The organism is Agrobacterium burrii, from assembly GCF_017313405.1.
GTDB lineage: Bacteria > Pseudomonadota > Alphaproteobacteria > Rhizobiales > Rhizobiaceae > Agrobacterium > Agrobacterium burrii.
Genome location: NZ_JAFLNA010000008.1, coordinates 232,600 through 256,773, shown reverse-complemented (window position 1 = coordinate 256,773; position 24,174 = coordinate 232,600). Strand labels below are relative to the sequence as shown.

The 24,174-nt window shown below is 59.2% G+C and carries 24 protein-coding genes; 10 read left to right on the top strand and 14 right to left on the bottom strand.

The features are described 5' to 3' along the window. The first annotated feature begins 121 nt into the window (after positions 1 to 121). From JZX89_RS16560 to JZX89_RS16550, 3 genes are all read left to right on the top strand, one after another. Positions 122 to 433 (top strand): FAD assembly factor SdhE, encoded by a 312-nt coding sequence (locus JZX89_RS16560; RefSeq protein ID WP_149897376.1) that lies wholly within the window; start codon positions 122 to 124, stop codon positions 431 to 433. 3 nt (positions 434 to 436) lie between these two features. Continuing rightward, complete coding sequence (gene mfd, locus JZX89_RS16555; RefSeq protein ID WP_207134763.1) at positions 437 to 3,934, top strand: transcription-repair coupling factor; 3,498 nt, start codon at positions 437 to 439, stop codon at positions 3,932 to 3,934. A gap of 524 nt (positions 3,935 to 4,458) precedes the next feature. Next, positions 4,459 to 4,797 (top strand): hypothetical protein, encoded by a 339-nt coding sequence (locus tag JZX89_RS16550; RefSeq protein ID WP_207134762.1) that lies wholly within the window; start codon positions 4,459 to 4,461, stop codon positions 4,795 to 4,797. A 47-nt stretch (positions 4,798 to 4,844) separates the two neighbouring features. On the opposite strand, the gene JZX89_RS16545 is transcribed toward JZX89_RS16550, so the two are convergent. The 3 genes from JZX89_RS16545 to JZX89_RS16535 are packed head-to-tail and all read right to left on the bottom strand — an operon-like array spanning position 4,845 to position 8,390. Then, positions 4,845 to 5,786, bottom strand: coding sequence for a DMT family transporter (locus JZX89_RS16545; RefSeq protein ID WP_207134761.1), 942 nt, complete (start codon positions 5,784 to 5,786; stop codon positions 4,845 to 4,847). A 52-nt stretch (positions 5,787 to 5,838) separates the two neighbouring features. Then, on the bottom strand, positions 5,839 to 6,507 hold the full coding sequence (locus tag JZX89_RS16540; RefSeq protein ID WP_207134760.1) for a DsbA family oxidoreductase: 669 nt from the start codon (positions 6,505 to 6,507) through the stop codon (positions 5,839 to 5,841). A 35-nt stretch (positions 6,508 to 6,542) separates the two neighbouring features. Next, on the bottom strand, positions 6,543 to 8,390 hold the full coding sequence (locus JZX89_RS16535) for an extracellular solute-binding protein (protein WP_207134759.1): 1,848 nt from the start codon (positions 8,388 to 8,390) through the stop codon (positions 6,543 to 6,545). A gap of 325 nt (positions 8,391 to 8,715) precedes the next feature. Between JZX89_RS16535 and JZX89_RS16530 the strand changes: the two genes are divergently transcribed. Continuing rightward, the gene (locus JZX89_RS16530) at positions 8,716 to 9,372 is read left to right on the top strand and encodes an invasion associated locus B family protein (protein ID WP_207134758.1); all 657 of its coding nucleotides are present in this window, start codon (positions 8,716 to 8,718) and stop codon (positions 9,370 to 9,372) included. Positions 9,373 to 9,466: 94 nt separating this feature from the next. Here the strand turns inward: JZX89_RS16530 and hspQ are convergent, their stop codons facing one another. The 4 genes from hspQ to JZX89_RS16510 all read right to left on the bottom strand — a co-directional run bounded on the left by hspQ (position 9,467) and on the right by JZX89_RS16510 (position 12,724). Continuing rightward, complete coding sequence (hspQ, locus tag JZX89_RS16525) at positions 9,467 to 9,796, bottom strand: heat shock protein HspQ (RefSeq protein ID WP_207134757.1); 330 nt, start codon at positions 9,794 to 9,796, stop codon at positions 9,467 to 9,469. Between the two features lie 90 nt (positions 9,797 to 9,886). Beyond that, the gene (locus JZX89_RS16520; RefSeq protein WP_207134756.1) at positions 9,887 to 10,807 is read right to left on the bottom strand and encodes a DMT family transporter; all 921 of its coding nucleotides are present in this window, start codon (positions 10,805 to 10,807) and stop codon (positions 9,887 to 9,889) included. Positions 10,808 to 10,903: 96 nt separating this feature from the next. After that, the gene (glnA, locus tag JZX89_RS16515; protein WP_149897384.1) at positions 10,904 to 12,313 is read right to left on the bottom strand and encodes a type I glutamate--ammonia ligase; all 1,410 of its coding nucleotides are present in this window, start codon (positions 12,311 to 12,313) and stop codon (positions 10,904 to 10,906) included. 72 nt (positions 12,314 to 12,385) lie between these two features. After that, positions 12,386 to 12,724, bottom strand: coding sequence for a P-II family nitrogen regulator (locus JZX89_RS16510; RefSeq protein ID WP_003508042.1), 339 nt, complete (start codon positions 12,722 to 12,724; stop codon positions 12,386 to 12,388). Positions 12,725 to 13,082: 358 nt separating this feature from the next. Here JZX89_RS16510 and JZX89_RS16505 point away from each other — a divergent pair, with 358 nt between their 5' ends. After that, positions 13,083 to 14,573, top strand: coding sequence for an NAD(P)H-hydrate dehydratase (locus JZX89_RS16505; RefSeq protein ID WP_207134755.1), 1,491 nt, complete (start codon positions 13,083 to 13,085; stop codon positions 14,571 to 14,573). Positions 14,574 to 14,583: 10 nt separating this feature from the next. Here the strand turns inward: JZX89_RS16505 and JZX89_RS16500 are convergent, their stop codons facing one another. Then, entirely contained in the window at positions 14,584 to 15,624 is a 1,041-nt protein-coding gene (locus JZX89_RS16500; protein ID WP_149897386.1) for a GlxA family transcriptional regulator, read from the bottom strand. 271 nt (positions 15,625 to 15,895) lie between these two features. Then, positions 15,896 to 16,114 (bottom strand): DUF1127 domain-containing protein, encoded by a 219-nt coding sequence (locus tag JZX89_RS16495; protein ID WP_149897387.1) that lies wholly within the window; start codon positions 16,112 to 16,114, stop codon positions 15,896 to 15,898. A 241-nt stretch (positions 16,115 to 16,355) separates the two neighbouring features. Here JZX89_RS16495 and JZX89_RS16490 point away from each other — a divergent pair, with 241 nt between their 5' ends. Then, positions 16,356 to 17,294, top strand: a complete 939-nt coding sequence (locus JZX89_RS16490; RefSeq protein ID WP_207134754.1) for a LysR family transcriptional regulator — start codon at positions 16,356 to 16,358, stop codon at positions 17,292 to 17,294. Between the two features lie 50 nt (positions 17,295 to 17,344). Here JZX89_RS16490 and JZX89_RS16485 read toward each other — a convergent pair whose 3' ends face one another. Both JZX89_RS16485 and JZX89_RS16480 read right to left on the bottom strand, forming a co-directional pair. Continuing rightward, complete coding sequence (locus tag JZX89_RS16485) at positions 17,345 to 18,265, bottom strand: methylenetetrahydrofolate reductase (protein ID WP_207134753.1); 921 nt, start codon at positions 18,263 to 18,265, stop codon at positions 17,345 to 17,347. Positions 18,266 to 18,353: 88 nt separating this feature from the next. Beyond that, complete coding sequence (locus JZX89_RS16480; protein WP_207134805.1) at positions 18,354 to 19,130, bottom strand: formyl transferase; 777 nt, start codon at positions 19,128 to 19,130, stop codon at positions 18,354 to 18,356. 190 nt (positions 19,131 to 19,320) lie between these two features. Here JZX89_RS16480 and JZX89_RS16475 point away from each other — a divergent pair, with 190 nt between their 5' ends. Together JZX89_RS16475 and JZX89_RS16470 are read left to right on the top strand one after the other, a co-directional pair. Then, positions 19,321 to 19,482: an entericidin domain-containing protein gene (locus tag JZX89_RS16475; RefSeq protein ID WP_149897390.1), complete on the top strand. Its 162-nt coding sequence runs from the start codon at positions 19,321 to 19,323 to the stop codon at positions 19,480 to 19,482. Positions 19,483 to 19,588: 106 nt separating this feature from the next. After that, positions 19,589 to 20,353: a phosphodiester glycosidase family protein gene (locus JZX89_RS16470; protein ID WP_207134752.1), complete on the top strand. Its 765-nt coding sequence runs from the start codon at positions 19,589 to 19,591 to the stop codon at positions 20,351 to 20,353. Positions 20,354 to 20,362: 9 nt separating this feature from the next. On the opposite strand, the gene JZX89_RS16465 is transcribed toward JZX89_RS16470, so the two are convergent. Together JZX89_RS16465 and JZX89_RS16460 are read right to left on the bottom strand one after the other, a co-directional pair. Next, positions 20,363 to 20,713 (bottom strand): hypothetical protein, encoded by a 351-nt coding sequence (locus JZX89_RS16465; RefSeq protein ID WP_149897392.1) that lies wholly within the window; start codon positions 20,711 to 20,713, stop codon positions 20,363 to 20,365. A 265-nt stretch (positions 20,714 to 20,978) separates the two neighbouring features. Beyond that, entirely contained in the window at positions 20,979 to 21,425 is a 447-nt protein-coding gene (locus tag JZX89_RS16460; RefSeq protein ID WP_207134751.1) for a hypothetical protein, read from the bottom strand. On the opposite strand from JZX89_RS16460, the gene JZX89_RS16455 reads away from it, so the two are divergent. Both JZX89_RS16455 and JZX89_RS16450 read left to right on the top strand, forming a co-directional pair. After that, entirely contained in the window at positions 21,424 to 22,827 is a 1,404-nt protein-coding gene (locus JZX89_RS16455) for an L-serine ammonia-lyase (protein WP_207134750.1), read from the top strand. The two genes, JZX89_RS16460 and JZX89_RS16455, sit on opposite strands and share 2 nt — an antisense overlap. A 65-nt stretch (positions 22,828 to 22,892) precedes the next feature. Beyond that, positions 22,893 to 23,330, top strand: a complete 438-nt coding sequence (locus tag JZX89_RS16450) for a DUF1489 family protein (RefSeq protein WP_207134749.1) — start codon at positions 22,893 to 22,895, stop codon at positions 23,328 to 23,330. Positions 23,331 to 23,419: 89 nt separating this feature from the next. On the opposite strand, the gene JZX89_RS16445 is transcribed toward JZX89_RS16450, so the two are convergent. Beyond that, positions 23,420 to 24,025, bottom strand: coding sequence for a transglutaminase-like cysteine peptidase (locus tag JZX89_RS16445; RefSeq protein WP_046798293.1), 606 nt, complete (start codon positions 24,023 to 24,025; stop codon positions 23,420 to 23,422). Between the last annotated feature and the right edge of the window lie 149 nt (positions 24,026 to 24,174).

The window sequence follows — 24,174 nt, the reverse complement described above, 5'->3', positions numbered from 1 at the left end:
CGGCAGATTTTCATCGCCGTGGCATTATTTCGATAAAAACCGGTTCCCAAGCGTTCGCCTCCTGTTCTATAGGAGGTCGCAGTCAACATCCTGTTGAATAGCCAACCGAAAGGTGAATGCGATGACTGGACTGGTGCGCACGAGCGCCGACCTCGATCCGAGACGCCGGCGGATACTTTACCGCTGCTGGCACCGGGGCATTCGCGAAATGGATCTGGTACTCGGGCAATTTGCGGAAGACCATATCGCTAACTTGTCCGATGAACAGCTCGATGAGCTGGAGGTCATCATGGCGGAAGAGGATCAGGATCTCGTCCAGATGGTGACGGGCGCGCAGCCGGTGCCGGAAAAATTCCAGACGCCGCTGTTCGAAAAGATCGCTTCCTACCGTCCAGATTTCGATCTCGTCACAGCAGAAACCCTGAAGGCCTGAAACATGATAGCCGGATTCGATGCAAAGCTGGTAACGTCGGCCGATACGCCGCTGACCATCGGAAATGTGCCTTCCGGCATGGAAGCGCTGCTGCTTGCCGATATGGCGCGGGCGGGCACGTCGGTCGCCTATGTGATGTCGGATGGCCAGCGGGCCGCCGATCTCGAACAGGTCCTCGGTTTCGTCGCGGCTGACATCCCCGTCATGACGCTGCCGGCGTGGGACTGTTTGCCCTATGACCGCGTGTCACCGAGCGCCGACACTTCGGCGCGGCGGCTTGCCGCACTCTCCGGTCTCATCGCTCACGCAAAAAAGCCGCATCCGGCCATCGTTCTCGTCACCGTCAACGCCATGCTGCAGAAGATGGCGCCGCGCGATATCATCGGCAACCTCGGCTTTTCGGCAAAGCCCGGCAACCAGATCCGCATGGAAGAGATCGCCGCGCGGCTGGAGCGCAATGGTTTCGACCGGGTGGCGACAGTGCGTGAAGTCGGTGAATTCGCCGTGCGCGGCGGCATTCTGGATGTTTTCGTTCCCGGCACCGAAGAACCGGTGCGGCTTGATTTCTTCGGCGATACGCTGGAGAGCATCCGCACCTTCGATCCGGCCAGCCAACGCACCATCGCCCAGGCCCGCTCGCTCGATTTGAACCCGATGAGCGAAGTGACGCTGACGCCGGACACGATAGGCCGGTTCCGCAAGAATTACCTGTCGCTGTTCGGCGCTGCGACCCGCGACGATGCGCTTTATCAGGCCGTGTCCGAAGGTCGCCGTTATGCCGGCATGGAGCACTGGCTGCCGCTGTTTTACGAGCAGCTGGAAACCGCTTTCGATTATCTGAAGGGTTTCCGCATCGTCACCGACCATACGGCGCGGGAGGCGGCGAAGGAACGCTCCAAGCTGGTGCTCGATTATTACGAGGCGCGACGGGCATCAGGTGAGACCAAGGGTTCCACGCAGGGCGCGCCCTACAAGCCTGTATCGCCGGGACAGCTCTATCTCGATGGCAAAAGCTTCGATGCGATGCTCGCCGCTGCCAATGCGGTGCGTCTGACACCTTTCAACGAGCATGACAGCGAAGGTCATCCGGTCGCGACTCTGGATGCCCATGTCGGCCCGCGCTGGGCGCGGCCAATGAGCGAAAGCAATAGCGAAGAACGGATCAATGTTTTCGATCTGGCGGTGAAGCATATTGCCGAGCGCCGCGCCAAGGGCTGGAAGGTGCTGATCACAGGTTGGTCGGAGGGTTCGCTCGACCGGCTGTTGCAGGTGTTGAACGAGCACGGGCTGGAAAACATCAAGCCGGTGACGGCGCTGAAAGAGGTGGAGAAGCTCGGCAAGGGTGAGGCGGCCGCGACGGTGCTCAGCCTCGAAGCCGGGTTTGAGACCGGGATGCTTGCTGTCATCGGCGAGCAGGATATTCTTGGCGACCGCATGGTCCGGCGCTCGAAACGACGCAAACGCGGCGCGGATTTCATCTCGGAAGTGGCGGGGCTGGACGAGGGCTCGCTGGTCGTCCACGCCGAACATGGTATCGGTCGCTTTGTTGGCTTGCAGACCATCGAGGCGGCGGGCGCGCCGCGCGCCTGTCTGGAACTGCACTACGCCGACGACGCCAAGCTGTTCCTTCCCGTCGAAAACATCGATCTGCTGTCGCGTTATGGCTCCGATGCGGCAGAAGCCACGCTCGACAAGCTGGGCGGCGGCGCATGGCAGGCCCGAAAGGCCAAGCTCAAGAAGCGGCTGCTCGACATGGCCGACGAGCTGATCCGCATTGCGGCGGCGCGTCTGGTGCGCCATGCGCCGGCGCTGGTTGCCCCGGATGGGCTTTATGACGAATTCGCCGCCCGTTTCCCCTATGACGAGACCGAAGACCAGATGACCGCCATCGAGGCGGTGCGTGACGATCTGGGCGCGGGGCGGCCGATGGACCGGTTGATCTGCGGCGATGTCGGTTTCGGCAAGACCGAGGTAGCGTTGCGCGCCGCGTTCCTCGCCGCCATGAACGGCGTACAGGTGGCGGTGGTGGTGCCAACCACGCTGTTGTCGCGCCAGCATTTCCGCACCTTTTCGGAACGTTTTCGTGGTCTTCCAATTCGCGTGCAGCAGGCTTCGCGGCTTGTCGGCACCAAGGAGCTGGCGCTTACCAAAAAGGAAGTGGCCGATGGCAAGACGGACATCGTCGTCGGCACCCATGCGCTGCTGGGCGCGGGCATCAACTTCGCCAATCTCGGCCTGCTGATCATCGATGAGGAGCAGCATTTTGGCGTCAAGCACAAGGAACGCCTGAAGGAGCTGAAGAGCGACGTGCATGTGCTGACGCTTTCGGCGACGCCAATTCCGCGCACGCTGCAACTGGCGATGACCGGCGTGCGCGAGCTGTCGCTCATCACCACGCCGCCGGTGGACCGCATGGCGGTACGCACCTTCATTTCGCCGTTCGATCCGCTGGTGATCCGCGAAACCTTGATGCGCGAGCATTATCGCGGCGGCCAGAGTTTCTATGTCTGTCCACGGCTTGCCGACCTTGCCGATATTCACGCCTTCTTGGCTTCGGATGTGCCGGAGCTGAAGGTGGCGGTGGCGCATGGGCAGATGGCGGCGGGCGAACTCGAAGACATCATGAATGCCTTTTATGACGGCAAATACGATGTGCTGCTATCGACCACCATCGTCGAATCCGGGCTCGACGTGCCGACCGCCAACACGCTGATCGTGCATCGCGCCGATATGTTCGGCCTTGCCCAGCTTTACCAGCTGCGCGGTCGTGTCGGCCGTTCCAAGGTGCGGGCCTTTGCTCTGTTCACCCTGCCGGTCAACAAGGTGCTGACGACGATGGCCGAGCGGCGGCTGAAGGTGCTGCAATCTCTGGATACGCTGGGGGCAGGGTTCCAGCTGGCGAGCCACGATCTCGATATTCGCGGTGCTGGCAATCTGCTTGGCGAGGAACAGTCCGGCCACATCAAGGAAGTCGGCTTCGAGCTTTACCAGCAGATGCTGGAAGAGGCCGTGGCTGAAGTGAAGGGTGACGAAGAGGTGCGGGACAGCGGCTGGTCGCCGCAAATCTCGGTCGGCACTTCGGTGATGATCCCGGAAGATTACGTTCCCGATCTGCATCTGCGCATGGGCCTTTACCGCCGCCTTGGCGAGCTTGCCGATATCGGCGAGATCGACGGTTTCGGCGCGGAAATGATCGACCGTTTCGGCCCGTTGCCGAAAGAGGTGCAGCATCTGCTCAAAATCGTCTACATCAAGTCGCTCTGCCGCACGGCCAATGTAGAGAAGGTGGATGCCGGGCCGAAGGGCGTGGTGCTGCAATTCCGCCACAAGGAATTCCCCAACCCGGCGGCGCTGGTCGGTTATATCGGCAAGCAGGGTTCGATGGCGAAAATCCGCCCGGATCACAGCCTGTTCCTGACCCGCGATCTGCCGACGCCGGAGAAGCGGCTGGCGGGGGCGGCGATGATCATGACGCAGTTGGCGGAGCTGGCGCGGTCCTAGATTGGGGGCGTTAGGGCATTGAGAGTGAAGCGGGTGTGGCTTACCCCCCTCTGCCCTGCCGGGCATCTCCCCCACAAGGAGGGAGATCGATCTGCGGCAAGGTCTCGCCCATCTCGAAGCTTGAGAATGAAGTGGCGGTAACGCCCCTTGCCGATCTCCCTCCTTGTGGGGGAGATGCCCGGCAGGGCAGAGGGGGGTAAGCCACACCCACCTTCGGTTCGCTGCCAAATGGTGACGCGCAAACGCAACGCGCTCCGTCGTGAGGGTAAACCCCGCGCGCCTTCGGCCCGCTGTCAATAAACAACCTGCCGAAAGCCAACACCTAAAGCACATCCGGGCAAACGAAAATTGAAACGTCCTACATCCATCTGTTTCATGAACCTCCCAGCCCCGACGCTCCGCAAACATTACCGGGATGTAATGAAACGGACATGCGCCGGTAGCTTCAGCGGGCGTAGTCTTATCCCCATCTCCTGCATTGCGCCGAATATGATGCGCATGCCGGACGACGAAGGAGCAAGACAATGTGGACCAGGATGAACAGGTTCGCCTCCGCAGGTCTGGTTGCTTTGACAATTGCGGGCACCACAATTGCCACCACCAACCAGGCGGAAGCACGCAACCACTTCGGACACGGGCATGGCGGCGGCGGCATTGCCGCAGGTATCGCCGGAGCCATTATCGGCGGTGCTATCATTGCCGGGGCGCGGCATTCCTATGACGGCCCTTATTACGGCGAGCCATTTTACGGTCCGCCAGTCTACGGCCCTCCGGTGATCTATCGGCCGGCATATCCGAGTTGCCACGTCGTCTGGCGGCAGAATAGCTGGGGCGATATGTACCGCGCGCGCGTCTGCTACTGAGCTTTCGCCGCCAACCGCAAAAATAGCCATGGAAGAACGCGCCGGAACTAAAGGGTTCTGGGCGCGTCTTCCGGTGTGATGCCGACTGCGACGTTCTGGTCGGTGGCGGCAATCGAGGCGGGCATCGGCACTTTTCGCTGCTTTTCACGGATGAGCGTCAACATGCCGGAACCGACGATGAGGGCGATGCCGACCATCATCCAGCTGTCGATATGGTCGCCGAAGATCAGGTAACCGAAGAAGATGGCCCAGAGCATCTGGCTATATTGTGTCGGGCCGATCATGGCGGCAGGCGCATAACGGGCGGCATACATGATCAGCACGTTGCCGACCGCCGCAAACAGGCCGTAACCGGCCAGAAGCAGCCATTGTTCACCGCCTGGCAGAACGAAGGTGGGGATCATGGCAACGCCGCTGATCGCCAGACAGCCCAGCACGCCGGCGCCATAAAGCGACAATTTCTTTTCCGACGGTCCCATGGCGCGGAAGATCACGATGGACAGCGCGCCGCTCAAACCACCAAGGATAGCGCCGAGATGGCCGATGCCCAATTCACGGAAACCCGGCCTCAGAATGATCAGCACACCGACGAAGCCGATGATGACCGCCGACCAGCGCTTGATGCCGACCTGTTCCTTCAGGAACACCACCGACATGATGGTGACGAAGGAAGGAAGAAGGAAGATCAGCGCAAAAGCTTCGGCCATGGAGAGGTGCGTGAAGGCTGTGACGCTGCCGACCGCTCCGATGCCGGAAGCAAAAAAGCGGATGAGCCAGAGCGGGCGGTTGGTCGTCTTGACGACATCCGCCCAGCGGTCGTTGCGCTTGCGGATGAAGGGCAGGGCGGCGAGGCCGAAGACGGCGCCGAAGAAGGCCGATTCGATCGGTGAAATCTGGCCTTCTATGAGTTTAACGCTCGCGTCGCTCCATGCGTAGGCAGCGAAGGCGGCAAAGGCAAGCAGAATGCCTTTCAGGGTCTGGTCCGACACGGGAAAACACCAACAGTTTATCGGTTAGGGTAAGCTGCCGGTGGTTTGACCGTCAGTTCATCGCTTTATGCTCGTCCGCCTTGATTTTTGCAATATCCCGCAATGCAGCAATCAACACGTCAGGCGTTTGTGCTCCGCTGATGGCATATTTCTGGTCGAGGATGAAAAACGGCACGCCGGCGACGCCCATTTGCTGCGCCGCATCAATTTCGGCGACGACCGTATCCTTGTCCGCGTCGGATGCCAGAAGTCGCGCCACCACCTTGGCGTCCATGCCGGCCTTTTCGGCTATATCGGTCAGCACGGCGTGATCGCCGATATTGCGGCCTTCTTCGAAATTCGCCTTGAATAGCCCGGTGACGATCTTTTCCTGAACGTCGCGGCCTTCGGAATGCGCCCAGAGCGACAGGCGGTGTGCGTCGAGCGTGTTCGGGCCGATCTTGATTGCATCAAAATCATAGTGGATGCCGACCTGTTTGCCGAGTTCGACCAGCGAGGCGTGCGCCTGCTCAAGACGGTCCTTGCCGAGCTTCTCTTCAAGGGCGGCCTTCTGATCGACGCCCTCAGGCGGATAGTCCGGATTGAGGCGATAAGGGCGCCAGTTTACGTCGACGCTGATTTCGTCCTGTACCTCGGCAATGGCAAGATCGAGCCTGGCCTTACCCAGATAACACCAGGGGCAGACCATATCCGATACGACGTCGATGACGATGCGTTCCATGGTTTTATCTTCCGTTGTCTGGACCGGTGAGGGGGTTATTGCGCCCGCGCATCCCACCACGTCTGTTTCTGATTGCCTGATATCGGGGTCATATCCGGGCGGTCGATATATTTCCAGCGGGCGATCCACTGCGCGCCGATGTAATAGAGCGGGATGATATAGTGGCCGGCGACCAGCAGGCGGTCGTAACCGCGCACCGCCGCCTGGAAATCCTCCGTCGAGCGGGCCTGTAGCAGGGCCTCGATCATGCGGTCTATGTCGGGGCTGGCCGCACCCGCATAGTTGAAGCTGCCCTGCGCATCGCGCGACAGCGAACTCCAGCGGTTGAGCTGCTCCGCGCCCGGCGAGAGCGAGGAGGGCAGGGAGCGGATGATCATGTCGTAATCGAAGCTGTTCGAGCGGGCCTGATATTGGCCGTCATCGACCGAGCGGATGCCCATGGCGACGCCGATCAGGTTGAGGGAGCGTTGATAGGCGAGCGCTATGCGCTCCTGCGCCGGGTTCTGCGTCATGATCTCGAAGGCGAGCTGGCGGCCATTGGCGTCGGACATCCTGCCGTTTTTGATGTTGTATCCGGCCTCTTTCAGCTTATCAACGGCCAGTTTCAGCACCTTGCGGTCCGCGCCGGTGCCGTCGGTGGTCGGCATGGCATAGGTTCCCGCCAAAAGCTCCGGCGGCATGGTTTTCGCCGCGTCGCCCAGCAGCGCAAGTTCGCGCGCATCGGCGGCATTGCCATAAGCGCCGAGCGGCGAGTTCTGCCAGTAGCTCTGGGTGCGCTTGAAGGCGCCGCCCAGAATGTTCCTGTTCATCCACTCGAAATCGAGCGCGTAGGACAGGCCCTCGCGCACCTTCTCATCGGCAAAGACGGCGCGGCGGGTGTTGAACACCAGACCGAACATGCCGGATGGCAGGCGCGGCTGGAACACATCCTTGACGACATCGCCGCGATGCACGGCGGGAAAATTATAGGCCTGCCCCCAATGCGAGGTATCGGAGGTGCCGTTGATGGCGTCGCCTTCAGGGTAGATGTCGATATCGCCCTTCTTGAAGGCCTCGAACATGGTGGTGACCTGCAGGAAATAGGTGACGCTGATCTCGTCGTAATTCTCAAAGCCCACCTTGCTCGGAATATCCTTGCCCCAATAGTCCGGGTTCCGCTCCCAGGTGATTCGTTCTCCCGGCCGCAGCGTCTTGATTCGGTATGGACCCGAGCCGACAACCGCGCCGAGGCCCGCCTGCTCGAATTTTTCCGGGTCGATCGCGTGTTTCGGCAAAATCGGGGTGGAGGAGGCGAGAATGAGCGGCGTTTCGCGGTTTGCCCTGTCGTTGAAGGTGAAACGGACGCCGTGATCGCCGATTTTTTCCATCTTTGCCACGCCGTCCAAACGGCTATTGAAGGGCGGGCGGCCTTTTTCCTTCAGGAGGTTGAAGGTGAAGATCACATCGTCGGGCGTCACGGGCTCGCCATCCGACCATTTTGCCTTCGGATTGATGTTGAACTGGGTGAATGTGCGTTCCTCGTCCCACTCGACGGTTTCGGCCAGCAGGCCGTAAAGGCTGAAGGGTTCGTCGCTGGAGCGCTGCATCAGCGGTTCGTAAAGTAGATTGCCGAATTCCGGGTCCCAGACGCCGCGCGCGGTGGTGCGCATTCCCTTGAGAACGAAGGGGTTGAGGCTGTCGAAGGTGCCGACGACGCCATAGGATATGCGGCCACCTTTTTTCACGTCCGGATTGACGTAAGGGAAGTGCCGGAAATCCGCCGGCAGCGCCGGTGTGCCATGCATGGAAATGCCGTGAAGCGGCTGCGCCTGGGCGCTCCCGGCGGGAAGCAGGGATGAACCCAAAAGAAACAATGCGGGGATGAGGGCCGCAAGGTTGCGCATGTTATTATCCTGTCTCAACTGTCCGTCCGATTTATCATGATGATCGGTTTATCGTCATGATTTGGCTTTTTCGTTATGATTCTGGCAAATATGTAGCACAGGCCCTTGGCGGGACCCATGCGAGGGTGGGAAATCTTGGCCCACCTCAAGAAAAAGTTAAAGAAGTGCTGGATATCGCCGCGAACGGCATGTAACAGGGTGGCCGGAAGAGACGGGTCACGCATTTGCCTCATTTAAACGACAGTTGAACGGGCAGAAGGATACCGCCATCGGCGAGCAGGACTTGCGGTTCTGTTCCGGCAGACATTCAGGAGACGGAACTCTTATGATGCAAAAGGCAAACACATTCACCCGGACGGCTCTGTCCGCTCTGGTCCTTTCTTTCGGCGCAGTGTCCGCTCCGGCCATCTCGCAGGCACAGGATGCAGCTCCCGCCGCTCAGGGCGCTGGCGCTCCGCCGCTCGGCTGGTTCAAGACCTGCTCCAAGCAGGAAGACAACGATGTCTGCGTCGTGCAGAACGTGGTTCTTGCCCAGAACGGCCAGATGATCACCGCCGTTGGCCTCATCACCGTCGAAGGCAAGGTCAACCGCAAGCTGCTTCAGGTTTCCGTTCCCACCGCGCGTCTCGTTCCTCCGGGTGTGATGATGCAGATCGACGGCGGCAAGGGCCAGAAGCTCGATTACGCCGTTTGCCTTCCCGACAAGTGCACGGCCGAAGTTCCGCTGACGGACGCCATGATCGCTTCCTTGAAGAAGGGTAGCGAGGTGGTTTTCACTTCGATCAACTTCCGCCGCGCGCCGAACCCCATCAAGATCGCCCTCTCCGGTTTCACCGGCGCTTACGACGGTGCAGCCATCACCCAGTCGCAGCTGGCCGAAAGCCAGCGCAGCCTGCAGGAAGGCATGCAGAAAAAGGCCGAAGAGGCCCGCAAGAAGCTGGAAGCCGCTCAGGACGCCGCCAAGACCGCGCCGAAGCCCTGATCTTAGCGAAAGCTTCAACAACGACAAAACCGGTCTGGTAACAGACCGGTTTTTTTATGCCTTGGGACATGTGGGCGGTGTTGCTGGAACCGCGTCAGTGGGCGGTTGACAGCTTCGGACGCCATTCGCCATTCGGTGCCTTGTCAAACATGCGGCCGATATTGGGGTTGCGGAGCGGCGTCTCGTTTTCATCATGGACAAGGTTCTGCTCGGAAACATAAGCGACATATTCCGTCTCCTCGTTTTCAGCGAGAAGATGATAGAAGGGCTGGTCGCGCTCCGGCCTGATATCAGCGGGAATGGCGTTCCACCATTCCTCGGTATTGGCATATTCCGGGTCGACGTCGATGACCACGCCGCGGAACGGAAATACCCTGTGGCGGACGATCTCGCCAAGCGTGAATTTTGCATCTCTTTGTTTCATGGCATGAACTTCCTTTCCCACTAATAGTTGGGTGTCCAGCAGCAAATATCAAGGGCTAGGGGCTATCAGGCTGTTTTTGCCGTACGCCGCTCAGGCCTTGCGGCCGATCGGCGCGGTGGCGATGACGACACCGCCGGTGACCAGCACGATGCCGATGGCGTGGTAGGTCTCGAAGCTCTCACCAAGGAAAAACGTCGCCATGAGGATCGAGACCGGCGGCATCATATAGAGTGTGATGCCCGCCGTGGCCGGGCCGAAAACGCGCACTGTATGGGTGAAGCAATAAAAGGCGAGCAGCGAGGCGAAGAGGATGATGCCGCCGATCTTCGCCCATGCCGTCGCTGTGGTGGGCAGCATTCCGCCCTGCGCCAGTTCCATTGCGGCTGGCGGCAAAAGAACCAATGCGCCGGATAGTGCGATCAGGCCAAAAAGGCTGAGGGAGGCCATCTGCCGTGCCGCCGGATCGCGCAGCAGCAGCGAATAGATCGCAAAGGCGATGGCTGCCGTCAGTATGGCGAAATCGCCGATGTTGAAATTCATGTGCCACAGAGCGGAGATATCGCCCTTGAGCACGATTGCGGCCACGCCGGCAAAGGCGATGACCATGCCCGCGACTTCGAGCTTTCTGATGCGGCGGCCCTGAAAGATGCGCTGGAACAGAATGATGAACAGCGAGGATGTCGTGTAGATCAGCGTGCCATTGGCAGCCGTCGTCATGGTCAGGCCCCAATAGACCACGCCGCCGCAGATGCCCATGCCGAGAATGCCGAGAACGAGCCAGAGCAGCGTCTTGTGGCGCAGGAAGATAAGGCAGTTGCGCCAGTCGGCGATCATGAACGGTGCGATGATGAGGCTCGATCCCATCCAGCGGATGAAGGCGGCGATGAAGGGTGAGACCTCACCTACGACGCCGCGGCCGAAAATGACGTTGCTGGAGAAAAAGAACGGCACAGCCAGAAAGATGAGCCAGTCCGTGACGCGGGTTTGCTGAGTGGCTGGCTTATTCGACATTGTTCGCGATTATGGCTGGGCTTCAAAAGAAAACGGCGGCCTCCGGAGAGGCCGCCAGGCTGGAGTGGACACCTTGCAGAGCGTCCAGATGACGACTTAGGCCGAATAGTACATGTCGAATTCGACCGGATGCGGGGTCATTTCGAAACGCATGACTTCCTGCATCTTCAGCTCGATGAACGAGTCGATCTGGTCGTCGTCGAATACGCCGCCGGCGGTCAGGAACTTGCGATCCTTGTCGAGGCTTTCGAGCGCTTCGCGCAGCGAGCCGCAGACGGTCGGGATCTTCTTCAGTTCCTTGGCAGGAAGGTCGTAAAGGTCCTTGTCCATCGGCTTGCCGGGGTGGATCTTGTTCTTGATGCCGTCAAGGCCGGCCATCAGCATGGCCGCAAAACCGAGATAGGGGTTCTGGGTCGGATCCGGGAAGCGGACTTCGACGCGCTTTGCCTTCGGGTTGGAGCCGAAGGGGATACGGCAGGATGCCGAACGGTTGCGGGCCGAATAGGCCAGCAGAACCGGCGCTTCATAACCCGGCACCAGACGCTTGTAGGAGTTGGTGGTGGGGTTGGTGAAGGCGTTGATGGCCTTGGCGTGCTTGATGATGCCGCCGATGTAGAAGAGGCAGTTTTCAGACAGACCGGCATATTCGTCGCCAGCGAAGGTCGGCTTGCCACCCTTCCAGATCGACTGGTGCACGTGCATGCCCGAGCCGTTATCGCCGAAGATCGGCTTCGGCATGAAGGTTGCCGTCTTGCCATAGGCATTGGCGACCTGGTGCACGACGTACTTGTAGATCTGCATCTTGTCGGCGCTGGAGACCAGCGTGTCGAACTTCACGCCCAGCTCGTGCTGTGCGGCGGCCACTTCGTGGTGGTGCTTTTCGACGACGACGCCCATTTCCGACAGAACCGTCAGCATTTCGGAGCGCATGTCCTGCAGGCTGTCGATCGGCGGAACCGGAAAATAACCGCCCTTGACGCGCGGACGGTGGCCGAGGTTGCCGGTTTCATAATCCGTATCGTCGTTGGACGGCAGTTCGGATGAATCCAGCTTGAAGCCGGTGTTGTAGGGGTCTGCCTTGTACTTCACGTCGTCGAAGACGAAGAATTCAGGCTCGGGGCCAACGAATACGGTGTCGCCGATGCCGGATGCCTTGAGGTAGGCTTCGGCCTTCTTGGCGGTGCCGCGCGGGTCGCGGTTATAGGCTTCGCCCGAGACCGGGTCGAGAATGTCGCAAAGGACGACCAGGGTGGACTGGGCGAAGAACGGGTCGATGTGGGCGGTAGCCGGATCGGGCATCAGCACCATGTCGGACTCGTTGATGGCCTTCCAGCCGGCGATCGAGGAGCCGTCGAACATGACGCCATCGGCGAACATGTCTTCGTCGACGCACACCACATCCATGGTGACGTGCTGCAGCTTGCCCTTGGGGTCGGTAAAGCGCAGGTCCACGAACTTGATGTCGTTGTCCTTGATCTGCTTCAAGATATCGTTTGCGGTCGTCATTTAAACGTTTTCCTTGAGTGTGATGATGACGAGGTGAAACCCAAGCCTCCCCGGCTTGAGACCCGGTTCTGATTATATGGCGTCCACGCCTGTTTCACCGGTACGGATGCGGATGACTTCCTCGATATTGGAAACGAAAATCTTTCCGTCGCCGATACGTCCGGTCTGGGCCGCATTGCGGATTGCCTCGATGACGGCTTCCGCATTCTCGTCCGCCAATACGACTTCGACTTTCACTTTCGGCAGAAAGTCCACGACGTACTCCGCACCGCGGTAAAGTTCCGTGTGGCCCTTCTGACGACCAAAGCCTTTTGCTTCCGTGACCGTGATTCCCTGAAGTCCGACTTCCTGAAGGGCTTCCTTCACTTCATCGAGCTTGAAAGGCTTAATGATCGCTTCGATCTTTTTCATGAGAAAATATCTCTCCGCTTCTCCCGTTAAAGCAGGTAATTCCCGCTCTGCCACAAGAATGCACGTATTGTGCCAGATCGGAAGCGGGCGTGAAGAAAAAACTTCGCTCCCCCGGCTTTCCGGCACAAAATGCATTCGCTTTTGGCGGTTTTCCAGCGAATTTCTCTCGGAAATCCGAAAAATCCATCCGCATTTCTGTTGATTTGTATTATTTTAGCAATCTCGTATATTTGTAGTTCCTGCGCCGGTGTTTTGTTGGTTTGTTTATATTTTATGCATTTGACTATTATTTGGTCGCGGCGATCTGCTTATTTTTGTATCGATTGCCTTTCCGGCGTTTTGAAGGGATGATCGGCCCATGACATCCCTTTCGCAGCTCTTCCTCATCGACCCGGTTGTAATGGCCCGCATCGATGCGGTGGCCGGGCAATCCGGCATTCCGCTTTACGACCTGATGGAACGGGCGGGGCAGGCGGTTGCCGCCTCGGCGCTGCGCCATTATCCGCAGGCGCTGCGTTTTGTCGTGCTTTGCGGTGGCGGCAATAACGGCGGAGACGGTTATGTGGCGGCGCGGGTGCTTTTGCAGAGCGGCGCGGCCGTTGCGGTTTATCATCTTGGCGATACGGCTATGGTCAGGGGCGATGCGCGAACGGCATTCGAGCGGAGCGGGGTGACGCCACTGCCGCTTGCGGCCTATGCGCCTCTTTCCGGTGACGTGGTGATCGATGCGGTTTTCGGGGCTGGATTGTCCCGTGATGTTCCAAGCGAACTTGCCGATGTGATCGAGGCGGTGGCAAAGGCGGGCGTGCCTGTGCTTGCCGTTGATCTGCCCTCGGGCCTCTGTGGCCGGCGCGGCGTGCCTCTCGGTGCATCGTTCAGGGCGCAGCGCACCGTGACCTTCATGGCGCGCAAGCCCGGCCACCTGCTGATGCCGGGGCGGGAACTGTGCGGGGTGCTTGAGGTTTTCGATATCGGCATTCCCGCCCGCATTCTTGCCGCCCATGCGGGATCGGTGGCGGAAAACGATCCGCTTGTCTGGCGGCACGCCTTGCCCCGCGCCGATATGGAAACGCATAAATTCCGCCGCGGGCATCTGACTGTCTTTGCCGGACCGGCGCATGCGACCGGGGCAAGCCGCATGGCGGCGCTTTCGGCGCTGAAGGCGGGGGCTGGCATCGTGACCGTTGCTGCCCCGAAGACGGCGCTCGATGTGCTGTCCATGACGCTGACAGCCGTGATGAACACGCCTATTGACGATGCCGATGATCTGCGGCTGTGGCTGGATGACCGGCGTCACGGTACTTTCGTTCTCGGTCCGGGTTTCGGCGATTTAGAAAAAGCGCGGCAGTTCGTGTCGCTGCTTGGAGACAGGGCGGTGGTGCTGGATGCCGATGCGATCACCGCTTTCAGGGATTGCCCGGAGACCCTGTTCGAGCACGTTACATCCGGCACAGGCAAATTTGTGCTGACGCCGCATGAGGGCGAGTTTGGGCGGCTGTTTCCCGATCTTGCCGCTGACGCTGCGTTGAGCAAGGTCGAGAAGGCGCAGGTCGCCTCGGCCCGTAGCGGTGCGGTGCTGGTCTATAAGGGCGCGGATACGGTGATCACCGCACCCGACGGCCGGGCGCTGGTCAACAGCAATGCGCCGGCGAGCCTCGCAACGGCTGGCTCCGGCGATGTGCTGGCCGGCATTGTCGGTGCGCTGCTGGCGCAGGGAACCCCCGCCTTTGAGGCGGCGGCTGCCGGTGTCTGGCTGCATGGTGAGGCGGGTAGCCGAGCCGGCGTTGGCATGACGGCAGAGGATTTGGCCCATGCGGTTCGGCCGTTCGTGGAAGCCTTGACGTCTTAAAGCCGCGTCTTTAATGCGCGGCTTTGCCACCCTGGCTCGCCATCGCCATTCGCGACGCGCTGATCAGCATCTTGCGCTCCGCCCGTTCCTGCTGCGGGGTGCGATTATAGATTTCGCGATAACACTTTGAGAAATGCGAGGCGGACACGAAACCGCAGGCGACGGCGACTTCGACCACCGGCATGGCCGATTGCACCAGCAGGTGGCGGGCGCGGTCGAGGCGGATTTCGAGGTAGTATCGTGCGGGCGAGCGGCCCATTTCCTGACGGAACAGGCGCTCCACCTGTCGGCGCGACAGATCGGCGGCATCGGCTATGTCAAGCAGCGACAGCGGCTCGGCGAGATTGCCTTCCATCAATTCGATGATCGACAGGACCTTGCTGTTCTGCACGCCGAGGCGGGCGCGCAGCGGCAGGCGCTGGCGGTCATTGGGGCTGCGCACCCGGTCGGTCAATTGCTGTTCGCAGACGCGGTTGACGAGGTTTTCGCCGAAATCCTGGCCGATCAGGCTCAGCATCATGTCAAGCGAGGCCGTGCCGCCGGCGCAGGTGTAGATGTTGCTGTCGACTTCAAAGAGGTCGGCATAAACTTCCACCTGTGGGAAGGCTTCGGAAAACCCCGGCAGGTTTTCCCAGTGGATCGCGCAGCGCTTGCCGTTCAGCAGGCCAGCCTGCGCAAGGATATGGGCGGCGGTACAGAGGCTGCCGATGGCGATGCCGCGATTATAGGCTTCGCGCAGCCAGGCATTGACTGATTTGTTGATGTGCTGGTCCACATCGATGCCCGAACAGATGATTGCCATTTCTGCGCGGTTCTCGCCGGTCACATACCGTCGCTCGTCGGCGAGACAGGTGTCGACCTCGAGACAGATGCCGCTGGAGGACATGACCTTCTGGCCATCGAGCGAGGCGATGCGCCATTCATAGGCTTGATAGCCCAACATTCGGTTGGCGATGCGAAGCGTTTCAACTGCTGCGGCAAAGGGCAGCATGGTAAATTGCGGAATGAGAAAAAAGACGATTGAGCGTTTCTTCTGGGAGTTCCTGCTCATTTGCCCGTGCTCCGTTGCGAATACGCAATTCCTCCCTTGGAATCGGTCTTCTGGATGTCCTGTTTCCGACATCTTTAACGAAAAATACGCCGTGGAATCGGGCCTGTCAAAAAATCGCTTTTGAAATATGCAAAATTTGCGACAAGCCTTTTAAAAAGGCGTCGTGTCGCATGTAAAACAGGCAGGCTTTTTTACGCCGTTGCCGGAGCGTATTGGCACGGGAAGGGATGGCTCGCAAGTCTTAAAACGTCTGCGAGCCACCGGTCAGAGGTCATTTGCGAATGGCGCTTGTGCGGTAATTGTCTGTCGTCGGCCATCCGATATCCTTCAATGTTTCAGGCGGCAATGCCTCAAGTGCGCGCAGCATCCGTGCACGACGCCATGATCTGTAAAGAGCAGAAACGTGGCCTGACAGGCGGTGAAGCCAGCCACCGGAAGAGGGACGATGCGCAGAGCGGTTCGCCACCGGGAGATAATGTATCATGGTCATGTCCTTGATCCTTTCCTGAACCACGATTGATTTGCGCATTCGATATGCGCCTGCATATTTCATCAAACAAGAGAATGAATTTCATATCATTCATCAATTATCGGAATGATTTGCTGACCTGTCCTGCCAGATGCGCGTCGTCACATAAGGGGAGTTCGGCGCTTCATTCCAGCGGGGCTTTTTCGGCCCTGTCATTCGATGTCCCCGATGGTGCGCGCTTGTTGACATTCAATCAAACGAAATGATATCCATCTATAAATCAAAATATTTGAAGGTGCGTGCCATGACCGTGACTTTCCGCCAACCGCTGCCGTTGCTGGATAACGACATATTGAGAACCTTCGTCGCGATTGCGGAAACGGGAAATTTCTCCACCGCCGCGGAAGTGGTGTTCAGGACGCCCTCGGCCGTTTCCATGCAGATCAAGAAGCTTGAGGAGCAGTTGAAGACGACGCTATTCCTGCGCGATGCCCGCTCGGTGACATTGACGGCGCATGGGGAGACGCTGCTGACTTACGCACGGCGGATGATCGCGCTTTCCAATGAAGCCGTGTCGCGTTTCGTCATGCCCGAGCTTTCCGGCGTGGTGCGTCTCGGCGCGCCGGAGGATATCGGTGAGCGTGGCCTGCTGCCGGGCATTCTCAAGCGCTTTGCCGAGGCTTTCCCCGGCATCATGATCGACGTCACCATCGATTCCAGTTCCAATCTCTACAAGCGCATGGACGAGCAACGGCTTGATCTTGCCCTCGTCAACTGTGCCTCGCATCCGCTCAGGGACACGGGTGAGGTGCTGATGCGCGAACGTCTCGTCTGGGCGGGTGCAAAATGCGGCACCGCCTATCTGCGCGATCCGCTGCCGATTTCGATCTGGGAAGAAGGCTGCATCTGGCGTTCGGAGGCGATCAATTCTCTGGAAAAGCGCGGGCGCAATTTCCGGGTGGCCTATCTCAGCGGTCATACGATGGCGCAGCGCGCGGCGATTGCCGCCGATCTTGCCATCGCGCCGCTACCGCGATCCTATGTGTTGAATGACATGGTCATTCTGGGCGACAAGGAAGGACTGCCGGAACTTGGCTGTTTCGATATCCGCCTGATCATGGGCGACAAGGTGTCGCGTCCGGTGCTTGCAGTGGCAGAAAGCATTCGCAGCGCCTTTGTCGAGGTTGCCAAGGCGGCGTAACATGGCGGGGCCTGCGCGGCCTTAAACCGGGCGCACAGGCAGTCATGGTGTCAAACCGCAACGGAATCCGGTGATGCCGAACGGTCTGCGTCGCCGGTTTGCCAGCTTCCGCGCTTGACCAGCCAGTCGGCCGAATTCTGCAAGCCGCCAAAGGGAAAGACGTGAATTTGCCGGATCGGCCCTTGCGGATTGGCCTGCCAGTGCCGCTCGATCGGTCCGACGACGCTTTCCGGCGAATGACCCTTCGCCAGTGTCGTGAGGGAGAGTGCGTTTTTCTTCAGATAGGCAATGGAATTGCCGACACCGCAAAGCGCTGCATATTTCAGCAGCGTCGTGATCTTGGCCGGACCGGAAACGCCGATATGCACCGGCAGATCGATGCCTGATGCGACAAGCCCTTCCGCCCAGGCGATGAAACGGGCTGCATCGAAACCGAACTGGGTGACGATGCGCATCGTCGCATCGCTTCTTTGCGCAAAATCACGCTTCAGCCGCAGCGCGGCAATTGCCGTCTCCTCGCTGAAATCCGGGCTGCCCTCGGGGTGGCCGGCGATGGCGATCTGGCTTATCCCATAACGGTCGAAAATGCCTGACGACAGCATATCCATGCTGGAAGCGAAGGGACCGGCCGGCCTGTCGACGCCGCCGCCGACAACCAGCACATCCGATACGCCGGCTTCGCCCGCCAGCCGCTTCACCTGTTCCTCAAACTCTGCGCGCGACGGGATGCGCCGCGCCGCAAGATGCGGCACTGGCTCATAACCCAGATCACGCAGATGTCTCGCCGCATCGACAAGCTTCACCTGTGAGGCTGCGCCGGTGTCGGTCAGATAAACACGCACGCCCTGCGGAAAGAGACCGACAAGGCTTGCCGGGCCAAGCACCTGTGCGGGTGAGGCTTCGATGGAGGCGGGGATGATGGAGGAGGTGGAAATGTCGGGCAATTTGTGCATGATCCTTTTGATTATCATGCACCGTTTTTTCGGTGCCGTCTGTGCCTGATGCGGCAAGACAGCCCTGCATCTGCGACGAAGCTTGGCAACACGGCGCAGCGAAGAATCACCATATCCGTTTCGTCAGACCGTTCCACAGCCAGGTCCAGATCGTCGGCGGAAAGCGTAGTGCCGATTTTCCGGGGGAGGGCGGCTGTGGTGCGAGGCTGCCGGACAATGCGTCTTCGATGGCGCTGACGGCGATATCCACCGAGGCGGCGGTGAGAAGCAGCGGATAGGTGGCGATGGTGTCTGAAGGCGAGGGTTTCAGCCGTTTTTCGTAAAGCGTGGCGCCGGTATCCACACCCTTATCGACCAGATGTACGGTTGCGCCGAAATTGCCGCGGTCCTTTTCCACCAGCGCCCAGTAGCCGCCCATCTGGCCGCGATAGGCGGGATTGATGCCGGCGTGAAAATTGATAACCGGGCATTGCAGGGCCTCAAGCGTCGCGGGCTTCAGAAGTCGGCAGGAAATGGTGAAGATCGCCGCCGGTTTCAGCAGATTGACGGCCTCGTGGCATTCCTCGTCGTTCAGCGAGGCAAATTGCGTGACGGGAACGGCTTGGCCAAGTTCGGCGGAGAGGCCATGCTCGGCGATGATCTCGTGGCTTCTTTTAATCGTGAAACGTTTGCCCAGCCGGGATGCGACCATCGTTGTCATCTGGCCGGCGGCGACAATCCAGCCGAGCCGACGCGCCCGCCGCCTGAGAATTTCCGATTTGCTTTCCGGTTGCTCTACGAAGACGTGGATATCAGGAAAGCGGGCGGCCAATGCATTGATCATGACATTGGGGTTCACGCCGCCTGCCGTCATCACCAGAAGTCGATTGTTGATGTCAGTCATATCACCCACGGTATTTTCCTCAGCCATGATCCAGGTGTGGAGTTTCCCTCGTGAACTTCAAAACCCTGTTAATTTTCATCGACGGGATTTTTTGAAATGCTGCTGGAACCGATTTTCGGGACTCACGTTATTGTGACGCATATCACATCGGCGCTTGCCTTGGACGGCAAGTCATAGGGGAGTTATTTCAATGGTTACACGCATTCTTTCGACCGTTTTCGTGGCTTTGTTGACCGTCGTGACGCTCAGCTCTTGCGGCAACACCATTCGTGGCATGGGCCGGGATACGGCGAATGCCGTTGATGCGACGCAGGACGCCGGCCGCAATGTGGACCGCGCTGCCCGCCGCTAACGGCACTCCCCTTAAAGTCGAGGCGTTACCCTGAAACAAGGGTGACGCCTTTTCTTTGACTGAATTTCCCTGCGAATGTTCCCCTGACGAGAATCACGGGGTGGGCATGAACGGATCGATGAAAAGACTGGCGAAGCTGCTGTTGCCATTGTTGCTGCCGTTTTCGGCGCAGGCCGGCGGGCAGGCGGATTTTTGCAAAAGCATGGACCATGCGGGCGGTCGCTACACTGTGTGCAGTTTCGACCCGGCAAAGAACACCATCCGGATTTATGATCGCGATCACGTCTCCGGGCAGGGGTATCGCTCCTTCGCCGACCTGTCGTCCGCGCTCTGGCGGCAGCATATGTTCAGCATCTTCGCCATGAATGGCGGCATGTATCATTCCGACTATTCGTCAGTTGGCCTGTTTGTCGAAAATGGAGTGGAGCGCTCATCGATCAGCACCCGGGGCGGCTGGGGCAATTTTCACCTTCTGCCGAATGGTGTGTTTTATCTGAAAGGCACGACGGCCGCCGTGCTGGAGACTGAGGCCTATCTGGTGGCAGACCCCAAGCCGGATTTTGCCACCCAGTCGGGGCCGATGCTGGTGATCGACGGACAGCTGCATCCGCGATTTCTGCCCGACAGCGACAGCCTGAAGCGACGCAACGGCGTCGGCGTCTCCCGCGATGGCATGGTGCATTTCGCCATTTCGGAAAATACCGTGCGCTTCTACGATTTTGCCACGCTGTTTCGGGATGTGCTGGATGCGCCCAACGCGCTTTATCTCGACGGCACCATATCCAGCGTCGATATTCCCGCGATGAAGCGGCGTGACATGCTATTTCCCATGGGGCCGATCATCGCCGTCATCGATAGGGTGCCGGACTAACCGAACAGATCAGATCGGCGCTTTAGGGTAGGCTTTTTCAAGTCCCGCCGATGCCGTCAGCCCTTTGCGGAAGGCCAGATAAGCGGGGTGCTGGCTGGTTCTGGCAGTTTCCGCGAGGCGAATCTGCAGGCGGGCAGGGGCATTGACGCCAAGCCATTCACCGGCAGCTTCCAGCTTCAGACTGTTCAGGAAACGGGCATTGGCCTGCTGGTCGAGATAAAGATTGAGGCCGGCCAGCAGGTTTTCATCCTGCAAGGCGTTTTCCATCAGCAACGACACCCATGCCTTGTCCTCGCTTGCAAGCGAAGTCAGTTTCGAAGCGACCGTTTCGCGATCGGGAAAAGAGGATGCCTGCTGCATGAAGTGAGTCCCGTTGTCGTTATCCGTCGTCGATAAAGCAGAGGTGTTGTGCTTTCAAGGCGCGGCGACTGCGGAATAAATTCGACTGCAACGTGTTGGCGACGACAGTTTTCAACAGGTGTTTGTGCAAAAGCTTTAAATAACGGTTACACTTTAGCCTAAATTGAGGCGAAGACCGAAATGCCGGTTTTGGAAGCCACGCCCTAACACCTTGTTTTTTCATGTACCTATGCGCGGGGCGAATGGCAGCCCGTCGAAAAAGCCTTCATTTAGCCGCTTTTTGCATTTGCCTTCGTCGTCGGATTTTAATAAATGCTTCTTCCAACGGGCCGGGTCTTGAAGATCCCCCGGAGAGTGAATAGCTGGAGTAATCATGGAAGAAACCGCTCAGAAATCTTGCTGGGGCGTTACCTTGCGCGCACTTGCAGGCTTTGCCGCTTTTCTCGCATTGACGTACATTTTTGGCAGCCCATAAGCACTTCTCCTGAATTGACGGGTTTTGAAACGGCGCGGTTTCCTCTGGAAACCGTGCTGTTTTCGTTTCTGCGACCTGCATGTCGCAGCCGCAAAAGCCGGTGACGCTCTTCGTTCTTGCCGAAGCGTTGGATTTCTCCGAAAATCCCGACAGATTTTGCATCCGATGCTGCGGTGGCGATCTGTCGCGGCTTTGGATATGGTGATGGTGGAATCCATCAGTCAGGAAAAACTTCATGTTTCTTTCGGTCTTTGACGTCTTCAAGATCGGTATCGGTCCTTCAAGTTCCCATACGATGGGTCCGATGACGGCGGCCAACCGCTTTCTGGCGCTGATCCTCAGCGATGAATGGCCGCGCCCGGCCGGTGCCAACGTTTCGCGGCTGAAGGTCAGCCTGCACGGTTCGCTCGCCTTTACCGGCATTGGCCACGGCACCGGGCGTGCCGTCATTCTCGGCCTGACCGGCGAGCGGCCGGACCTCGTTGATCCCGACGCCATGGATGCGATCATCGAGACGGTGGAAAAGGCCGGCACGGTTACGCCGCCCGGCCATCCGACCTACGAATTCCTTGCGGCCGAGGATCTGGTGTTCGACAAGAAGAACCCGCTGCCCGGCCATGCCAATGGCATGACCTTCTCCGCCTTCGACAATCAGGGCAGGCTGCTGATCAAGCGCATCTATTATTCGGTCGGTGGTGGTTTCGTCGTGACCGATACGGAACTGGAGGCGATCAAGCAGCGCGGCAAGACCATCGATAATGGTCCGCGCGTGCCCTATCCCTTCTCTTCGGCAAAAGAAATGCTTGATATGGCGACCCGTTCCGGCCGCACCATCGCCCAGATGAAACGGGCGAATGAAGAGACGGTGGTTTCCCGCGACGAGTTGAACGACCGGCTCGACCAGATCTGGGAAGCGATGGACGGCTGTATCGAGCGCGGACTGAAAGTCGACGGCATCATGCCGGGCGGCCTGAAGGTGCGCCGTCGCGCCCGTTCCATTTACGAAAAGCTGAATGCGGAATGGCGCAGCAACCGGTTCAATCCTGTCATGGCGAATGACTGGCTGAGCGTCTACGCCATGGCCGTGAACGAAGAAAATGCCGCCGGTGGCCGGGTGGTCACCGCGCCGACCAATGGTGCGGCGGGCGTCGTGCCGGCCACTGTCCGATATTTCCGGCACTTCCATGAGGATGCAACGGTTGACGACGTGCGTGACTTCCTGCTGACGGCGGCGGCGATTGGCGGCATCATCAAGCACAATGCCTCGATTTCCGGCGCGGAAGTGGGCTGTCAGGGCGAAGTCGGATCTGCGGCGGCCATGGCGGCGGCGGGTCTTGCGGCGGTCATGGGCGGCTCGCCCGAACAAATCGAAAATGCCGCTGAAATTGCGCTTGAACATCATCTCGGCATGACCTGTGACCCGATTGCCGGGCTGGTGCAGGTGCCCTGCATCGAGCGCAATGCGCTGGGTGCGGTGAAAGCGGTGACGGCGGCCTCGCTGGCGCTGAAGGGTGACGGCCAGCATTTCGTGCCGCTCGACGCCTGCATCGAAACCATGCGCCAGACCGGCAACGACATGAGCGAGAAATACAAGGAAACCTCCACGGGCGGCCTTGCCGTCAACGTTGTGGAGTGCTGAGCGGGCAGGGCGGCCGGCGTCGTCCAGATGCTTGACGCCTGCCGCAAAAAGGCATTGATAGGAATATGCCTTTACATCTCATCAAACTTTGCGTTGGCGCGGATTCACTCCAGGATTTGAGGGACTGGGTCGCGCAGCGCTCGCTGACCGCCATGGCCGCAGGTCTGGAACCGCATAGCGTGCACACCACCCGCATGATCCCGAAAAGGGCCGAGGAATTGCTGGAAGGCGGCTCGCTCTACTGGGTCATCAAGGGACAGGTGCAGGCGCGGCAGAAGCTTCTTGATCTCCGTTCCTTCAAGGGCGACGACGGGATTACCCGCTGCGATCTCATTCTCGGCCCCGAAGTGATTGAGACATCACCTGCGCCGAAGCGGCCGTTTCAGGGCTGGCGTTACCTCAAGGACGACGAAGCGCCCCGCGATCTCGGTGGCGGTGGTTTCGGCGGTGAGGACATGCCATCCGACCTGAGGCGTGAACTTGCCGAGCTTGGCCTGCTCTGACGCTTGTGGCTCTTTACGACAATGAAAAAGCCGGCCTCCCTGCGGAGCCGGCTTTTTCATTTGGGGAGACGGTAGTGGGGTAGCTGGTGTTATCGGATGCCGCCAACCGCATTGGTGGCGCGGCCATCCTGAATTTTCACCCAGCGACCCGGATTGGCGGTGTCCTGGCGCTTCAGGTAGGTATATTCGGTTTCCGACCAGTTCATGACCTTGTTGCGCATGTTGTCGAGTACGAAATCGCCGCGATCGGTACGAACGGTCAGAACGGCATGGCCTTCGCCATTCGGCTGCAGAACGACGGTGATAAGCAGGTTGGAAGCGGAGAAGCCCTTGTTCATCAGCATCTTGCGCTTCAGAAGCACGAAATCTTCGCAATCGCCAACCGTGGTGGGGTATGCCCAGCGCTCTTCAACGCCGTAGATTTCCATGTCGGTCATCGGCGTGATCGTGGTGTTGGCGGTGTAGTTGACGTCGAGCATCGCCTTCCAGCGCTCTTCGGTCAGCTTCATCGGGCCGGTGTCGACCGAGGTCGCCTGGCATTCGCTCTGATAGGTCTGGCAGAATTCATAGTGGCCGATCGGCGGGTTGGCCTTGCCGATGACGCGCATGACGGCGGCCGGCGAAGCGCTGGCCTGCTGGGCGAAGGCGCTGACGATGAATGCGATCAGGACGAAAACGATACGGTTGTTGTTCATTGCTTGTCTCCCCGTGTTGAGGAGACATTCGCAGGTATATTTTGACCCGGCGGAAATTTGCGAGAGGCAATTTGAGCTTAAATTTCAGCAAATTAACCGTTGTTTTGAATTGTATTTGAGTCAAATTTTACGGGTATTCGAAGCAAATT

What these genes read in the sequence shown, in the direction of transcription:
- JZX89_RS16455 (WP_207134750.1), top strand. Translation starts at nt 21,424, where the DNA reads ATGTTTCTTTCGGTCTTTGACGTCTTCAAGATCGGTATCGGTCCTTCA.
- JZX89_RS16520 (WP_207134756.1), bottom strand. Translation starts at nt 10,807, where the DNA reads ATGTCGAATAAGCCAGCCACTCAGCAAACCCGCGTCACGGACTGGCTC.
- JZX89_RS16505 (WP_207134755.1), top strand. Translation starts at nt 13,083, where the DNA reads ATGACATCCCTTTCGCAGCTCTTCCTCATCGACCCGGTTGTAATGGCC.
- JZX89_RS16480 (WP_207134805.1), bottom strand. Translation starts at nt 19,130, where the DNA reads ATGACTGACATCAACAATCGACTTCTGGTGATGACGGCAGGCGGCGTG.
- JZX89_RS16560 (WP_149897376.1), top strand. Translation starts at nt 122, where the DNA reads ATGACTGGACTGGTGCGCACGAGCGCCGACCTCGATCCGAGACGCCGG.
- JZX89_RS16465 (WP_149897392.1), bottom strand. Translation starts at nt 20,713, where the DNA reads ATGCAGCAGGCATCCTCTTTTCCCGATCGCGAAACGGTCGCTTCGAAA.
- JZX89_RS16485 (WP_207134753.1), bottom strand. Translation starts at nt 18,265, where the DNA reads ATGATAATCAAAAGGATCATGCACAAATTGCCCGACATTTCCACCTCC.
- glnA (WP_149897384.1), bottom strand. Translation starts at nt 12,313, where the DNA reads ATGACGACCGCAAACGATATCTTGAAGCAGATCAAGGACAACGACATC.
- JZX89_RS16495 (WP_149897387.1), bottom strand. Translation starts at nt 16,114, where the DNA reads ATGACCATGATACATTATCTCCCGGTGGCGAACCGCTCTGCGCATCGT.
- JZX89_RS16475 (WP_149897390.1), top strand. Translation starts at nt 19,321, where the DNA reads ATGGTTACACGCATTCTTTCGACCGTTTTCGTGGCTTTGTTGACCGTC.
- JZX89_RS16535 (WP_207134759.1), bottom strand. Translation starts at nt 8,390, where the DNA reads ATGCGCAACCTTGCGGCCCTCATCCCCGCATTGTTTCTTTTGGGTTCA.
- JZX89_RS16540 (WP_207134760.1), bottom strand. Translation starts at nt 6,507, where the DNA reads ATGGAACGCATCGTCATCGACGTCGTATCGGATATGGTCTGCCCCTGG.
- JZX89_RS16445 (WP_046798293.1), bottom strand. Translation starts at nt 24,025, where the DNA reads ATGAACAACAACCGTATCGTTTTCGTCCTGATCGCATTCATCGTCAGC.
- JZX89_RS16470 (WP_207134752.1), top strand. Translation starts at nt 19,589, where the DNA reads ATGAACGGATCGATGAAAAGACTGGCGAAGCTGCTGTTGCCATTGTTG.
- hspQ (WP_207134757.1), bottom strand. Translation starts at nt 9,796, where the DNA reads ATGAAACAAAGAGATGCAAAATTCACGCTTGGCGAGATCGTCCGCCAC.
- JZX89_RS16550 (WP_207134762.1), top strand. Translation starts at nt 4,459, where the DNA reads ATGTGGACCAGGATGAACAGGTTCGCCTCCGCAGGTCTGGTTGCTTTG.
- JZX89_RS16490 (WP_207134754.1), top strand. Translation starts at nt 16,356, where the DNA reads ATGATATCCATCTATAAATCAAAATATTTGAAGGTGCGTGCCATGACC.
- JZX89_RS16530 (WP_207134758.1), top strand. Translation starts at nt 8,716, where the DNA reads ATGATGCAAAAGGCAAACACATTCACCCGGACGGCTCTGTCCGCTCTG.
- mfd (WP_207134763.1), top strand. Translation starts at nt 437, where the DNA reads ATGATAGCCGGATTCGATGCAAAGCTGGTAACGTCGGCCGATACGCCG.
- JZX89_RS16450 (WP_207134749.1), top strand. Translation starts at nt 22,893, where the DNA reads ATGCCTTTACATCTCATCAAACTTTGCGTTGGCGCGGATTCACTCCAG.
- JZX89_RS16460 (WP_207134751.1), bottom strand. Translation starts at nt 21,425, where the DNA reads ATGAAGTTTTTCCTGACTGATGGATTCCACCATCACCATATCCAAAGC.
- JZX89_RS16510 (WP_003508042.1), bottom strand. Translation starts at nt 12,724, where the DNA reads ATGAAAAAGATCGAAGCGATCATTAAGCCTTTCAAGCTCGATGAAGTG.
- JZX89_RS16500 (WP_149897386.1), bottom strand. Translation starts at nt 15,624, where the DNA reads ATGAGCAGGAACTCCCAGAAGAAACGCTCAATCGTCTTTTTTCTCATT.